This is a genomic window from Sphingomonas melonis (assembly GCF_013409985.1).
GTDB lineage: Bacteria > Pseudomonadota > Alphaproteobacteria > Sphingomonadales > Sphingomonadaceae > Sphingomonas > Sphingomonas melonis_A.
Genome location: NZ_JACCBY010000002.1, coordinates 751,872 through 765,459, shown reverse-complemented (window position 1 = coordinate 765,459; position 13,588 = coordinate 751,872). Strand labels below are relative to the sequence as shown.

14 protein-coding genes are annotated in these 13,588 nt (G+C 68.2%); 6 read left to right on the top strand and 8 right to left on the bottom strand.

The genetic code is table 11. From position 1 onward, the window contains the following. The first annotated feature begins 5 nt into the window (after positions 1 to 5). Positions 6 to 1,262: a beta-ketoacyl-ACP synthase II gene (fabF, locus tag HD841_RS10155; RefSeq protein WP_179508717.1), complete on the top strand. Its 1,257-nt coding sequence runs from the start codon at positions 6 to 8 to the stop codon at positions 1,260 to 1,262. A 4-nt stretch (positions 1,263 to 1,266) separates the two neighbouring features. Next, positions 1,267 to 2,235, top strand: coding sequence for an endolytic transglycosylase MltG (gene mltG / locus HD841_RS10150; protein WP_179508716.1), 969 nt, complete (start codon positions 1,267 to 1,269; stop codon positions 2,233 to 2,235). Positions 2,236 to 2,459: 224 nt separating this feature from the next. On the opposite strand, the gene eda is transcribed toward mltG, so the two are convergent. The 8 genes from eda to HD841_RS10110 all read right to left on the bottom strand — a co-directional run bounded on the left by eda (position 2,460) and on the right by HD841_RS10110 (position 10,132). After that, entirely contained in the window at positions 2,460 to 3,065 is a 606-nt protein-coding gene (gene eda, locus HD841_RS10145; protein WP_373562986.1) for a bifunctional 4-hydroxy-2-oxoglutarate aldolase/2-dehydro-3-deoxy-phosphogluconate aldolase, read from the bottom strand. Beyond that, positions 3,062 to 4,030, bottom strand: coding sequence for a glucokinase (glk, locus tag HD841_RS10140; RefSeq protein WP_179508715.1), 969 nt, complete (start codon positions 4,028 to 4,030; stop codon positions 3,062 to 3,064). Before glk ends, eda begins: the two co-directional genes overlap by 4 nt. Before the next feature lie 130 nt (positions 4,031 to 4,160). After that, positions 4,161 to 5,972 carry a phosphogluconate dehydratase gene (gene edd, locus HD841_RS10135; protein ID WP_179508714.1) on the bottom strand — a complete coding sequence of 604 codons (1,812 nt, stop codon included), beginning with the start codon at positions 5,970 to 5,972 and terminating at the stop codon, positions 4,161 to 4,163. A gap of 176 nt (positions 5,973 to 6,148) precedes the next feature. After that, positions 6,149 to 6,853, bottom strand: a complete 705-nt coding sequence (gene pgl / locus HD841_RS10130; RefSeq protein ID WP_179508713.1) for a 6-phosphogluconolactonase — start codon at positions 6,851 to 6,853, stop codon at positions 6,149 to 6,151. 241 nt (positions 6,854 to 7,094) lie between these two features. Then, positions 7,095 to 8,558, bottom strand: coding sequence for a glucose-6-phosphate dehydrogenase (gene zwf / locus HD841_RS10125; RefSeq protein ID WP_179508712.1), 1,464 nt, complete (start codon positions 8,556 to 8,558; stop codon positions 7,095 to 7,097). A 14-nt stretch (positions 8,559 to 8,572) separates the two neighbouring features. After that, positions 8,573 to 9,502, bottom strand: coding sequence for an N-acetyl-gamma-glutamyl-phosphate reductase (gene argC / locus HD841_RS10120; RefSeq protein ID WP_179508711.1), 930 nt, complete (start codon positions 9,500 to 9,502; stop codon positions 8,573 to 8,575). Next, the gene (locus tag HD841_RS10115) at positions 9,499 to 9,855 is read right to left on the bottom strand and encodes an SH3 domain-containing protein (RefSeq protein ID WP_257015398.1); all 357 of its coding nucleotides are present in this window, start codon (positions 9,853 to 9,855) and stop codon (positions 9,499 to 9,501) included. The genes argC and HD841_RS10115 overlap by 4 nt, the downstream gene beginning before the upstream one ends. Continuing rightward, positions 9,812 to 10,132, bottom strand: a complete 321-nt coding sequence (locus tag HD841_RS10110) for a MarR family transcriptional regulator (protein ID WP_179508710.1) — start codon at positions 10,130 to 10,132, stop codon at positions 9,812 to 9,814. Before HD841_RS10110 ends, HD841_RS10115 begins: the two co-directional genes overlap by 44 nt. A 757-nt stretch (positions 10,133 to 10,889) precedes the next feature. On the opposite strand from HD841_RS10110, the gene secG reads away from it, so the two are divergent. From secG to HD841_RS10090, 4 genes are all read left to right on the top strand, one after another. Next, positions 10,890 to 11,237, top strand: coding sequence for a preprotein translocase subunit SecG (gene secG / locus HD841_RS10105; protein ID WP_038659948.1), 348 nt, complete (start codon positions 10,890 to 10,892; stop codon positions 11,235 to 11,237). An 89-nt stretch (positions 11,238 to 11,326) separates the two neighbouring features. Then, on the top strand, positions 11,327 to 12,961 hold the full coding sequence (locus HD841_RS10100) for a CTP synthase (protein WP_179508709.1): 1,635 nt from the start codon (positions 11,327 to 11,329) through the stop codon (positions 12,959 to 12,961). Positions 12,962 to 13,001: 40 nt separating this feature from the next. Continuing rightward, positions 13,002 to 13,292 (top strand): BrnT family toxin, encoded by a 291-nt coding sequence (locus tag HD841_RS10095; RefSeq protein WP_179508708.1) that lies wholly within the window; start codon positions 13,002 to 13,004, stop codon positions 13,290 to 13,292. Then, a complete protein-coding gene (locus tag HD841_RS10090) occupies positions 13,273 to 13,575 on the top strand; it encodes a BrnA antitoxin family protein (RefSeq protein ID WP_179508707.1) in 303 nt (100 codons plus the stop codon). Before HD841_RS10095 ends, HD841_RS10090 begins: the two co-directional genes overlap by 20 nt. Positions 13,576 to 13,588: the final 13 nt, after the last annotated feature.

Genomic DNA, 13,588 nt, shown 5'->3' with positions numbered 1-13,588 from the left:
AGGGTATGCGGCGCGTTGTCGTAACCGGTTTGGGACTGGTGACCCCGCTTGGCGCGGACGTCGAAACCGCCTGGGCGAACCTGATCGCCGGCAAATCGGGCGCAGGCCCGATCACGCGCTTCGACGCGTCGGACCAGAAATGCCTCATCGCCTGCGAAGTGAAGCCGGCCGATCATCCGTATGGCTTCGATCCCGACAAGCGCGTCGACCACAAGGTCCAGCGGCAGGTCGACCCCTTCATCGTCTATGGCATCGATGCCGCCGGCCAAGCGCTCGAGGATGCCGGCCTGACCGAGATGACCGAGGCGGAGCGGTTCCGCGCCGGCTGCTCGATCGGATCGGGCATCGGCGGCCTGCCGGGGATCGAGAGCGAATCGCTCGTGCTCGCCGAGAAGGGCCCCAAGCGCGTCAGCCCGCACTTCGTCCACGGCCGGCTGATCAACCTGATCTCGGGTCAGGTCTCGATCAAATACGGGCTGATGGGGCCGAACCATGCGGTGGTCACCGCCTGTTCGACCGGCGCGCATTCGATCGGCGACGCGGCGCGGATGATCGCGCTCGACGATGCCGACGTGATGCTGGCCGGTGGTTCGGAAAGCACGATCTGCCCGATCGGCATCGCCGGCTTCGCCGCCGCGCGCGCGCTCAACACCAGCTTCAACGACCGGCCCGAACAGGCCAGCCGCCCCTATGACCGCGACCGCGACGGCTTCGTCATGGGCGAGGGCGCGGGCGTCGTCGTGCTCGAGGAATATGAGCACGCCAAGGCGCGCGGCGCGAAGATCTATTGCGAGGTCGTCGGCTACGGCCTGTCCGGCGACGCCTATCACGTCACGGCGCCGGAGCCCGAGGGGTCGGGCGCGTTCCGCTCGATGGAGATGGCGATGAAGCGGTCGGGCCTCGCGCTCGAGGACATCGACTATATCAACGCGCACGGCACCTCGACCATGGCCGACATGATCGAGCTGGGCGCGGTCAAGCGGCTGTTCGGCGATGCGATCGGCGGCCTGTCGATGAGCTCGACCAAGTCGGCGATCGGCCATCTGCTCGGCGGCGCCGGCGCGGTCGAGAGCATCTTCTGCATCCTCGCGATGCGCGACCAGATCGTGCCCCCGACGCTCAACCTCGACAATCCGTCGGAGGGTGCGGAGGGCGTCGACCTCGTGCCGCATGTCGCCAAGAAGCGCCAGGTGCGCGCGGTGCTGAACAATTCGTTCGGCTTCGGCGGCACCAATGCGTCGCTGGTGATGAAGGCGATCTGATCCCATGCGCAAGGTCGGTTGCCTCGGTCTGCTGATCGGCCTCGTCGCAATCGTCGCGGCGTTTCTGGTGGTGCAGGGCTGGGGCGGCAGCGGCCCGGCGCCGCGCACGCTGACCGTCCAGGTCGCGGAGGGCAGCAGCCTCGCCTCGGCCGCGCGCGAACTGGAGAAGGCGGGGGCAATCCGCTCGGCGGGCCGCTTCCGCCTGCTCGCCCGCGTCTTCGGCTCGGGCGAACCGATCAAGGCCGGCGAATATCGCATCCCCGCCCACACCAGCCCGGCCGACATCCTCAAGATGTTGCAGGGCGGCAAGGTGCTGCAACGGCTGGTCGTCGTGCCCGAGGGCTATCCCTCGGTGCTCGTCCACGAGGCGCTGATGAAGGCGGACGGCCTCACCGGCGACGTGCCGGTGCCGGCGGAGGGATCGGTGCTGCCCGACAGCTATGCCTTCCAGCGCGGCGACACGCGGGCGAGCGTGGTGGCGCGGATGCAGAAGGCGATGCGCGACTATCTCGCCGCCGCCTGGGCCAAGCGCAAGCCGGGCATCGCGGTGACGACGCCCGAACAGGCGATCATCCTCGCCTCGATCGTCGAGAAGGAAACCGGCAAGCCCGCCGAGCGGCGGACGGTGGCGGCGGTCTATGGCAACCGGCTGAAGCGCGGCATGCCGTTGCAGGCCGATCCGACGGTGATCTATCCGATCACCAAGGGGCGGCCGCTTGGCCGGCGCATCCTGCGCTCCGAACTGCAAGCCAGGAACGGCTACAACACTTATGCCGAGGCGGGGCTGCCGGCCGGGCCGATCGCCAATCCCGGGCGCGCGTCGATCGACGCGGTGCTCGATCCGGCACCGTCCAATGCGCTGTACTTCGTGGCGGATGGCACCGGTGGCCATGTGTTCGCCGACACGCTGGCGCAGCACAACGCCAATGTGCAGAAATGGTATGCGATCCGCCGCCAGCGCGGAGAGATGTAGGCAAGGTCTTCCGCGCGGCCGGGGGTGGGGGGCGTAAGTCCGTTTTGATTGCCAACGAACGCCACATTCGCTTCGTCACCCCGGACTTGTTCCGGGGTCTACCAAGCCGCAAAGGCGCGGTCGGAGCCTCCAGCCGTTCTCCTCGCCGCCGGGTGGACCCCGGAACAAGTCCGGGGTGACGGGAGGGGGGCGGACATGGTTCGAACCCGGCCCGCCCCAAATGATCACCGCCGCAAGGCGCTCGCCGCGCGGGCCTTGGCCTCGACCTCGGCCATCGTGCCGCCGGTCACCCAGCTGCCGCCGACGCACAGCACCGGCGCGAACCCCAGCCAGTCGGGCGCGCTCGCCTCGGTGATGCCGCCGGTCGGGCAGAAGCGACACTGGTAGAAGGGGGCGGCCAGCGCCTTCAGCGCCTTCAGCCCGCCCGACGTTTCTGCCGGGAAGAACTTGAAATGGGTAAGGCCGAGGTCGAGCCCGCGCATGATGTCGCCCGCCGTCGCGGTGCCGGGCAGATAGGCGACGCCGGCGTCGAGGATCGGCTGCGCCAGCCGCTCGGTCAGGCCGGGCGAGACGATGAACTCGACGCCCGCGTCGATCACCTGCCGCGCCTGCGCTTCATTGACCACGGTGCCGGCGCCGACGATCGCGCCGGGGACACGCTTCATCTCGGCGATCGCCTCCATCGCCGCGCCGGTGCGCAGCGTCACTTCCAGCACCTTGAGCCCACCGGCGACGAGCGCCTCGGCGAGCGGGCGGGCGGTTGCGGCGTCGTCGATCACCAGCACCGGAATGACGGCGCTGGTCTGCATGATGGTGGCGATATCGGTCACGAGGCGTGCTCCTGGGCGAAGGCCGCGGCGGCGCCGAACAGGCCCGGCTGCGGATGGGTGATGAGCTTGACGGGAATGCCCGCCATCATATTCTGGAACCGGCCCTTGGCGACGAACCGTTGGTCGAAGCCCGAGCGGATCAGCTTGTCCTTGATGCGCAGGCCGAGGCCGCCGGCGATCACCACCGCCTTCGCGCCATGCGCGAGCGCGAGGTCGCCCGCCACCGCGCCGAGCGCGAGGCAGAAGCGGTCGAGCGCGGCCAGTGCGATCGAATCGGTGCCGTCCAGCGCCTCGGTCCAGATCGTCTTGTCGTCGCGGCTCGGCACCGCCCGGCCTTCCATCTCGGCGAGCGTCTCGTACAGCGCGACGATGCCCGGGCCCGAGCAGATCCGCTCCGCCGAAACGCGGGTATAGGTCCGGCGCAGGCGCTTGACGAAGGCATCCTCGATGCCGTCGAGCGGCGCGTAATCGACGTGCCCGCCCTCGGTCGGCAGCACGTGGTAGGTGCCCTTGGTCTTGAACACCTGCGCGACCCCCAGGCCGGTGCCGGGGCCGCAGACGGTGGTGACGCCCTGAACCGGCAGCGGTGCGTCGGGGCCGCAGAGATGTTCGAAATCCTCGTGCGGCAGCTGCGCGACGGCGTGGCCGACCGCGCCGAAATCGTTGATGACCGTATAGACGTCGGCGCCGAGCCGCTCGGGGATCAGCGACGGACGGATCACCCAGGGATTGTTGGTCAGGCGGATGATGTCGCCGGTGATCGGCGAGGCGACCGAGATCGCCGCCGCCTTCGGCAGGGGCGAGCCGTGGCGGGCGGCGAACGCCTGCCACGCGGTCTGCAGGCTGGCGTGTTCGGCGGTCTTGAGCGTCACCGGCTCGCCGAGCGCGACGACATGACCGTCCTCCACCTCGGCGATGGCGAAGCGGGCATGGGTGCCGCCGATATCGACGCTGACGAGCTGCATTTCTGTTCCCTCCTGACGTTCCGCTCTCACCTTCACCCGTCGCCGGCTTCGCCGTCTCTCCCTCTCCCGGCGGGAGAGGGACGGGGCCCGCCGCCGCAGGCGGTAGGAAGGGTGAGGGCGGTTGATGTTTCTATAGACCCGCCGCCGCGAGCATCCCCGACGCACCCTTTTCGGCCTCGTCGGCGAGCCCGCGGAGCATCGCGAACAGCTCGCGACCCATGCCGCTCGCCGCGCCCGGCGCGTCGCACAACGGTCGGGCGAGCCATTCCGCTGCGTCGACCAGCGCGTCGAGCGTGCCGTTGACCGCATCGACGCGGATGATGTCGCCGTCGCGGATCTTGCCGATCGCGCCATGGCCCAGCGCCTCGGGGGAGCAATGGATCGCGCACGGCACCTTGCCGCTCGCGCCCGACATGCGGCCGTCGGTGACCAAGGCGACCTTGAAGCCGCGGTTTTGCAAGACGCCCAGCGGCGGGGTCAGCTTGTGCAGCTCGGGCATGCCGTTGGCGCGCGGACCCTGGAAGCGGACGACCACGACCATGTCCTGCTCCAGCTCGCCGCGCTTGAACGCCTCGAGCACGTCGAGCTGGTCGTGGAAGACGCGCGCCGGTGCTTCGACCACCCAGCGTTCCCGATCGACCGCCGAAACCTTGATGCAGGCGCGGCCGATATTGCCGGCGAGGATGCGCATGCCGCCGTCGGGCGAGAAGGCGTCCGCGACCGGGCGCAGGATCGCGGTATCGCCGCTGTCGCCGACCGGCTGCCAGGCGAGCGCGTCGTCGACGATCGCCGGCTTCTCGGCATAGGCCGACAGGCTGTCGCCGCTGACCGTGGTGATATCGCCGTGGAGCAGCCCGGCCGCCAGCAGCTCGCGCACGACGAAGGGCATGCCGCCCGCCGCCTCGAACGCGTTCACGTCGGCTTCGCCGTTGGGATAGACGCGCGCGATCAGCGGCACCGCGCGGCTGAGCCGGTCGAAATCCTCCCAGTCGATGACGATCCCTGCCGCGCGCGCGATCGCCGGCACGTGGAGCAGGTGGTTGGTCGAGCCACCGGTGGCGAGCAGGCCGACCGCGGCATTCACGATCGCGCGCTCGTCGACGCAATGGCCGAGCGGGCGATAATCGTTGCCGCGCCAGCCCAAGCTGGCGAGCCGGTGGACCGCGGCGCGGGTCAGCTCCTGGCGCAGCTTGGTGCCGGGATTGACGAAGGCGGCGCCGGGCATGTGCAGGCCCATCACCTCCATCATCATCTGGTTGGTGTTGGCGGTGCCGTAGAAGGTGCAGGTGCCCTTGGAATGATACGCCTGGATCTCGGCGTCGAGCAGCTCCTCGCGCCCCGCCTTGCCCTCGGCATAGGCCTCACGCACCGCCGCCTTGGCCTTGTTGGGGAGGCCGGAGGGCATCGGCCCGCCGGGGATCAGCACCATCGGCAGATGGCCGAAACGCAGCGCGCCCATCAGCAGCCCCGGCACGATCTTGTCACAGATGCCGAGCAGCGCCGCGCCCTCGAACGTGCCGTGGCTGAGCGCTACCGCCGTCGCGAGCGCGATCGTGTCGCGGCTGAACAGCGACAGCTCCATGCCGGCATAGCCCTGCGTCACGCCGTCGCACATCGCCGGCACGCCGCCCGCGACCTGCGCGGTCGCACCGACCTCGCGCGCCCAGACCTTCATCAGCTCGGGATAGCGGTAATAGACCGCATGCGCCGACAGCATGTCGTTGTACGCGGTGACGATGCCGATGTTCATGCCGCTGTCGGCACGCAGCGTATCGCGATCCTCCTCGGTGCCCGCATAGGCATGGGCGAGGTTGGCGCAGCCGAGTTGCGGCCGGCGCGCGCCATTCTCCCGCTCGCGCTCGATCAGCGCGAGATAGGCGGCGCGGCTGTCCCGCGATCGTTCGATGATGCGGTCGGTGACGGCGGAGACTTCGGGGTTCATGACGCGGGTCCTGGGGAGGGAGCGTTAGGTGCCTGAGGTGTCACCATAAACCATGTTGGACGGGGCTGTCGCCCTTCGACAGGCCCAGCACGAACGGGGCGGGAGCGATCTCCCTTCACCGTTCGTGCTGAGCCTGTCGAAGCACAATGGGTCTCATCCCCGCTTCGCCACCGGCGTTACGGCGCCCAGTGGATGTCGACGGGCAGTTCCGCATCCGCCAGCACGCGGCCGATCGGATAGGGCGAGGCCGGGCCCTGCTTGATCGCCTTCTCGATGACGTCGCGCTTGGCCTGGCCGGTCACGGCGATCATCAGCGCGCGGGCGGTGACGATGCCCTCGCGCGACAGCGTCACGCGCGGCACCGGCGCCTCGGCGGGCAGCGGGTCGGGCATCACGCCCAGCGCGCGCCGCTCCTTGGGACCGGCGAGCGCCTCGTCGAAGTCGGGGCCGGGGAAGATCGACGCGGTATGGCCGTCGCCGCCGACGCCGAGCAGGCAGAGGTCGAGCGGCCAGTGCAGGTCCTGCATCAGCGCGTCGGCCGAGCGGCCCGCGGACTTATAGTCGGCGGTCGCCTGCGGCACGATCGGCATCACCCGCGCGCCCTTGGGCAGGAAGGTCTTGGCGATCATCGTCACGTTCGACAGCGGATCGCCGAGCGGCACGATGCGCTCGTCGGTGGGGACGATCGTCACCCGCTTCCAGTCGAGCTTCGCCTTGGACAGCGTGTCGTAGATCGGGATCGGCGTCTTGCCGCCCGACAGCGCGATCACCGCCGCGCCGCGCGCGTCGATCGCCGCCTCGATGATGAACTGGATATCGCCGGCGACCGCCTGGGCCATCTCGGCGGCGTCCTCATATTCCCACCATTCGATTTCGGTCATGTCTTTGCTTTCGTTCGGTCGGCGTCCCGCCCGATAGACCGGGCGGACGCGCAAGGTAAGAGGCCGCGCATACGTATGTGCGGCGGAACGTGTCCCATAGTCCCCGTCACCCGGACTCGTTCCGGGGGCCGCTCTGCGGCGGGGAGAACGGCAAGAGGCTCAGGCCCCGCCCCTGCGGATGGGCGGACCCCGGAACACGTCCGGGGTGACGAATCGGCGGGGAGGGGGTGGCCTAACCGCCTCAATCGTCCTGCCAGGTCACCCCGTCGCGCTCGGTCAGCGCGATCGCGCCCGCGGGGCCCCAGGTGCCGGCGGCATAATGTTTCGGCTTGGTCTGGTTGGCGTCCCAGCCGGCGCGGATCGCGTCGATCCACGTCCACTGCGCCTCGACCTCGTCGCGGCGGACGAACAACGTCTGGTCGCCCTCGATCAGGTCGAGCAGCAGCCGCTCATAGGCGATGCGCCGGCGCGAGCCGGCGAATTCGGCGTCCATGCTGAGGTTGAGCGGCACTTCGCGCAGGCGGATGCCCTCGCGGTCGAGGCCCGGCTCCTTGGCCATGACCAGCAGCTGGACATATTCCTCCGGCTGCAGGCGGATCACAAGCGTATTGGGCTGGAGGATGCCGCCGCGGCCCGAAAACATCGAGTGCGGCACCGGCTTGAACTGGATCGCGATCTCGCTGCGCCGCTTCGCCATGCGCTTGCCGGTGCGCAGGTAGAAGGGCACGCCCTGCCAGCGCCAATTGTCGATATGCGCCTTGATCGCGACGAACGTCTCGACGTTGCTGTCATAGCCCAGTTCATCGTCATAGCCCCTGACGACCTTGCCGCCGACCGCGCCCTCCTCATACTGGCCGACGACGGTGCAGCTCGGCACGTCCTCCGGCGCGATCTTGCGCATCGAGCGGAAGACCTTGGCCTTTTCGTCGCGGATCGCGGCGCCGTCGTACAGGGCAGGGGGCTCCATCGCGATCAGCGCGACGAGCTGGAGCATATGGTTGGCGACCATATCGCGCAGCGCGCCCGCGCCCTCGTAATAGCTGGCGCGATCCTCGAGCCCGACCGTCTCGGCGATGGTGATCTGGACGTTGTCGATACCCTGCGCGTTCCACACCGGCTCGAAGAAGGAATTGCCGAAGCGCAGCGCCAGGATGTTCTGGACGGTTTCCTTGCCGAGATAATGGTCGATGCGGAAGATCCGCTCCTCGGGGAAGACCGAGGCGACGGTGTCGTTGATCTCGCGACTCGATGCGAGGTCGTAGCCGAGCGGCTTTTCCAGCCCGATCCGCACCGTCTCGCCGGCGAGGCCGACGCTTTCCAGGCCCTTCACCGCCGGCTCGAACAGCGACGGCGCGGTGGACAGATAGATGGCGAGGCCGCCCGATACGTCGCCGACCTTCTCGGCGAGCGGCGCGAAGCTGGCCGGATCGGAGAGGTCGGCCGGCTGAAAGTACAGCCGTTCGAGGAAGCTCGCAATCATACCGTCGTCCTTGCGGTCGGCGGCGAGGAACTGACCGAGCGCCTTCTGCACGAAGGCACGGAAGGCGTCGTCGTTCTGCTCGCCCCGTGCCGAGCCGACGATCGTCAGCCCCTCGGGCAGCAGCCCGTCCGCGTGCAATCCGTACAGCGACGGCCACAACATGCGCTGGGCGAGGTCACCGGTCGCTCCGAACAGGAGCAGCTTGCCGACAGGATTGCGCTGCATGACGGTCCTTCTGTTTACACGATCAGGCCGGCCAGGGGATCGAGCCCGGCCATGATGTTGAGGTTCTGGACGGCGGCGCCACCGGCGCCCTTGCCGAGATTGTCGAGCGTCGCGATCAGCCGCACCTGGCCGCTGTCGGCATTGCCGCAGACGCGCAGCGTCATCCGGTCGGTGCCGCTATTCTCCTCGATCGTCACCGCGGCGACGTCGCCGGGGGCGACGGTGATCAGCGCGCTGTCGGCATAGGCCGCGGCGAGCGTCTCCTCGACCGCGGCGAGGCTCGGGCGACCCGGCAGCTGTGCGAGCGCCAGCGGCACCTCGCCGAGCATGCCGCGATTGAGCCGCGCCACCGCCGGCGCGAACACCGGTGGGTGGGCGAGGCCGGCATGCGCGCGCATCTCGGGCAGATGCTTGTGCGACAGCGAGAGCGAATAGGCACGCAGCGCCGTATCGACCCCGCCGCCCTCGAACTCCGCGATCATCGCCTTGCCGCCACCCGAATAGCCCGACACCGCATTATAGGTCAGCGGCCAGTCCGCCGGGACGAGGCCCGCGCGCACCAGCGGCGCGACCAGCGCGAGGAAGGCTGTGGGATAGCAGCCGGGATTGGAGACGAAACGCGCCGCGGCGATTCGCCCGGCCTGATCTTCGGCCAGTTCGGGGAAGCCATAGGTCCAGCCCTTGGCGACGCGATGCGCCGACGAGGCGTCGATCAGCCGCGTGGTGCCGTCGCGCACCAGCGCCGCCGCCTCGCGTGCCGCGTCATCGGGCAGGCAGAGGATCGCGATATCGGCATCGTTGAGCGCCTCGGCACGGGCGGCGGGGTCCTTGCGCCGCGCCTCATCGAGCGCGACCACGGTGATGTCGGTGCGCCCGCTCAGTCGCTCGCGGATGTCGATGCCGGTGGTGCCGACGGCACCGTCGATGAACACGGTGACGCTCATGCTGCGTTCGCCTTGTCGAGGATGGCGCGGTCGACATAGCCGACCGCATTCTGCGTGATCGCGCGGCCCCAGGCATGGCGGCCGGCGAGTTCGAGCACCTCGAACGCTTCGCCGGCGGCGAGCGACGCCAGCGGCTCGCTCAGGTTGCGATCGGCGTAGAGGATCGCGTCGCGGACCGCGACCGCGGCCATCGGCGCGGCATAATGCGGCGCGAACACCTGTTCGGCGAGGCGGACATCGGCCAGATCGCCGCGCACCGCATGCGTCCTGGGATCGAGCGTGACCGACGGGCCGGTGAGCGCGAACGCCCTACGCGAGGGCTGGCTGGAGCGACCGGGTGTCGCCTTCGCCAAGAAATTGCCCGAACTCTTCAAGAAACTCTGCCCCTTCGGAAGTACGCGCGACGAAGATGTTGCGCTTGTCGCTGTCGTCGCGTTGCCGGCGCAGATAGCCGAGCGCACCCAGCCTGTTCAAGGCGCGCGTGACGACGGGCTTCGATACGTTGAGCGCCCGGGCCAGGCCACGCACCGTATGCGGGCCGGGATTGAGGTAGACGAGGAGGAGCAGCGCCATCTGCCGATTGGTGAGGTCGGGTTCGCCCGAGCGCACGTAATCCACCAGGGCCGTCATCCACGTCGCGAGTGATTGCGCGGCAGTTCCCACGATCAAATATCCGTTTCTGCGCCGTTTTCGGGGCTTTGTTTCGCTGTCATAACGCCCCCGCGCGACGCTGGTTTCCGGTAAATGAACGGTGAGGGTGAATTAGTGGCCATGGCGCCGCCCTGGGGGGCGGTGACCAGCAAGGCGGCTCAGGACCTCGCCACGCGAACCCGTCACCCCGAACTCGCTTCGGGGTCCACGGGGCCGCGAGAGAACGGTCTCACCTCAAGCTGGTCTCCTCGCCAAGGGACTCCGCAACGGGTCGAGACCCGCGCGAAAGTCCACATCGCCGGTGAACCTATTCAATGCTCTTGCAAAAACAGGAGGCTAGGCCGGATTGGCCTTCATTCCAATTCCTCCCCCGCCAGGGGGAGGTGGCATGCCGAAGGCATGACGGAGGGGGAGGACACGCCACCGAAGATGGTGCGTACCTCCTCCTCCGTCACGGCTGCGCCGCACTCCCTGGCGGGGGAGGAGTTTCTTCAAAGTTCGAATGTCGATCCGCGCTAGGCCAAGCACAACAACGTGTCATGGCGCCCGGAACTCCTGGGCTCCTGCTTTCGCAGGAGCACTCCGGCAGTTCCGCAGGGATTTCGAACCAGCCCGGGGTGACGGAGCGGGCGAGGCGGCGTCCCCGCGCTTGGGCAGCGTGCCCGCACCGGCACGGTTGATCGTTGCGCGACCCTCGCCTATGTGCGCGCCTTCATCCGAGTTTCCGGGACCATAGATGTTCACCTTCCTCCTCGTCGTTCATGCCATCATCGCCGCGGCGCTCGTGACGGTGATCCTGATGCAACGGTCGGAGGGTGGTGGCCTCGGCATGGGTGGCAGCCCGTCGGGGCTGATGTCGGCGCGCGGTGCCGCCGACTTCCTCACCCGGATGACCTCGATCCTCGCGACGGTGTTCGTCGGCATGTCGATCGCGCTCGCCTTCATCGCGGCACATCGCCAGACGCAGACGATCGATACCTCGCTCGCCCGCACGCCGCCGGCAGCGGCGCCGGCGCCGGCCCCCGCACAGGATGCCGTCCCCAACGCCCCCGCCGACAACGGCGCGGTGCCGCTGCAGCGCTAAGCGGTTCATCCGTTCATCGTAAATCGCGCGCGGGGATGACCCGCGCGCTCTTGTCGTTCGACCCCACAACACGCTAGGCGATTTCTCCCATGGCGCGGTACATCTTCATCACCGGCGGCGTGGTCTCGTCGCTCGGCAAGGGCCTCATGGCGGCCTCTCTCGCAGCTCTGCTTCAGGCGCGCGGTTACCGCGTCCGGATTCGGAAGTTCGATCCCTATCTCAACGTTGATCCGGGCACGATGAGCCCCTATCAGCACGGCGAGGTCTACGTCACCGACGACGGCGCGGAAACCGACCTCGACCTCGGCCATTACGAGCGGTTCACCGGCGTGGCCTCGCGCCAGTCGGACAACGTCACCTCGGGCCGTATCTACAAGACGATCATCGAGCGCGAGCGGCGCGGCGATTACCTCGGCGCGACGGTGCAGGTGATCCCGCACGTCACCGACGCGATCAAGGCGTTCGCCCGTGCCGAGACCGACGACCTCGACTTCGTGCTGTGCGAGATCGGCGGCACGGTCGGCGACATCGAGTCGCTGCCGTTCATCGAGGCGATCCGCCAGCTCAAGAACGAGGTCGGGCGCGGCAATGCGATCAGCATCCACGTCACGTTGGTGCCCTATATCGCCGCTGCGGGTGAACTGAAGACCAAGCCGACCCAGCATTCGGTGCGCGAGCTCGCCGCTTTGGGCGTGCAGCCCGACGTGCTCGTCTGCCGCTGCGAACATCCGCTGCCGCCGTCGGAGCGCGCCAAGATCGCGCTGTTCTGCAACGTGCCGGAAAGCGCGGTCATTCCCGCGCTCGATGCCAAGAGCATCTACGCCGTGCCGCTGCAATATCATGGCGAGGGCCTCGATTCGGAGGTGCTGCGCGCCTTCGGCATCACGCCGTCCTCGGCCCCCGACCTGACGCGCTGGACCGACATCATGGACCGGCTCACCAACCCGGAGGGTGAGGTGACCGTCGGCGTCGTCGGCAAATATGTCGGCCTGCAGGATGCCTACAAGTCGCTCAACGAGGCTTTGGTCCATGGCGGCATCGCGAATCGCGTGAAGGTCAACGTGCGCTGGATCGACGCCGAGATCTTCGAGAACGACAGCAGCGAGATCGTCAGCCAGCTCGAGCCCTGCGACGCGATCCTCGTTCCTGGGGCGTTTGGGGAGCGGGGGGCTGAGGGCAAGATCAAGGCGGTCAAATTCGCGCGCGAGCGCGAAATCCCCTATTTCGGTATCTGTTTCGGCATGCAGATGGCGTGCGTCGAGGGCGCGCGCGATCTCGCCGGCATCGCCAATGCCTCGTCGACCGAATTCGGCCCGACCGACGAACCGGTCGTCGGCCTGATCACCGAATGGATGGGCCGCGACGGGCTCGAGAAGCGCGAGGAGCAGGGCGACCTCGGCGGTACGATGCGGCTGGGCGCCTATGAAGCGGCGCTCGACGGCAACAGCGTCGTCGCGTCGATCTACGGCGACACGACGATCCACGAGCGTCACCGTCACCGGTTCGAGGTCAATACGCATTACAAGGACGCGCTCGAACAGGGCGGCCTGGTGTTCAGCGGCATGTCGCCCGACGGCACATTGCCAGAGATCGTCGAGCGACCGGATCACCCATGGTTCGTCGGCGTCCAGTTCCACCCGGAATTGAAGAGCAAGCCGTTCGACCCGCATCCGCTGTTCGCCAGCTTCATCCAGGCGGCGCTGACGAAGAGCCGGCTGGTCTGACCTTGACGCGGATCGTTGTGTACGTACATTCCTGTACGGCATGACGGTCTTCGAGTTCGACCCGGCCAAGGCGGCAGCGAATGTCGCGAAGCATGGCGTGTCGTTCGCGTTGGCGCAGGCGGTCTGGGACGACCCGTTGCATGTGATCGTGCCAGATCGCGTGACCGATGGAGAGCGTCGGTATCATGCGATTGGCATGGTCGGTCATGTCGTCCTGCTGGTCGTCGTCCATATGTACCCCGATGGGGAGGACGCGGACCGGGTGCGGATCATCGGCGCGCGCCGTGCGACGCGTCATGAAAGGAGGCGATATGAAGAAGACGCGACTTGATGCCGCCTTGCAGCGCGAGGCCGAGCAGCTTGCGGCGCTGGCAGACGAATCGATCGATACCGTCGACATTCCGGAGGCACCCGCGGCGGCGTGGCGCGATGCGGTCCGCCCGGGGCTTTACCGGCCGGTCAAGCAGCCGGTGACCTTGCGGCTCGATGCGGATATCGTTGCCTGGTTCAAGGATCACGCCGCCGGCGCAGGGTATCAGACGGAAATCAATCGGGTGCTGCGCAACCATGTCGCCAGCGCGGATCGCCGGGCGGCGGAAGGCGCATCGGCCTGACATAGCAAGGACG

Bases quoted from the DNA above. Each gene is read 5' to 3' on its own strand.
- zwf (WP_179508712.1), bottom strand. From the start codon at position 8,558: ATGCAGCGCAATCCTGTCGGCAAGCTGCTCCTGTTCGGAGCGACCGGT.
- glk (WP_179508715.1), bottom strand. From the start codon at position 4,030: ATGCAGCTCGTCAGCGTCGATATCGGCGGCACCCATGCCCGCTTCGCC.
- HD841_RS10100 (WP_179508709.1), top strand. From the start codon at position 11,327: ATGGCGCGGTACATCTTCATCACCGGCGGCGTGGTCTCGTCGCTCGGC.
- pgl (WP_179508713.1), bottom strand. From the start codon at position 6,853: ATGACCGAAATCGAATGGTGGGAATATGAGGACGCCGCCGAGATGGCC.
- argC (WP_179508711.1), bottom strand. From the start codon at position 9,502: ATGAGCGTCACCGTGTTCATCGACGGTGCCGTCGGCACCACCGGCATC.
- HD841_RS10090 (WP_179508707.1), top strand. From the start codon at position 13,273: ATGAAGAAGACGCGACTTGATGCCGCCTTGCAGCGCGAGGCCGAGCAG.
- edd (WP_179508714.1), bottom strand. From the start codon at position 5,972: ATGAACCCCGAAGTCTCCGCCGTCACCGACCGCATCATCGAACGATCG.
- fabF (WP_179508717.1), top strand. From the start codon at position 6: ATGCGGCGCGTTGTCGTAACCGGTTTGGGACTGGTGACCCCGCTTGGC.
- HD841_RS10110 (WP_179508710.1), bottom strand. From the start codon at position 10,132: ATGACGGCCCTGGTGGATTACGTGCGCTCGGGCGAACCCGACCTCACC.
- HD841_RS10095 (WP_179508708.1), top strand. From the start codon at position 13,002: ATGACGGTCTTCGAGTTCGACCCGGCCAAGGCGGCAGCGAATGTCGCG.
- secG (WP_038659948.1), top strand. From the start codon at position 10,890: ATGTTCACCTTCCTCCTCGTCGTTCATGCCATCATCGCCGCGGCGCTC.
- mltG (WP_179508716.1), top strand. From the start codon at position 1,267: ATGCGCAAGGTCGGTTGCCTCGGTCTGCTGATCGGCCTCGTCGCAATC.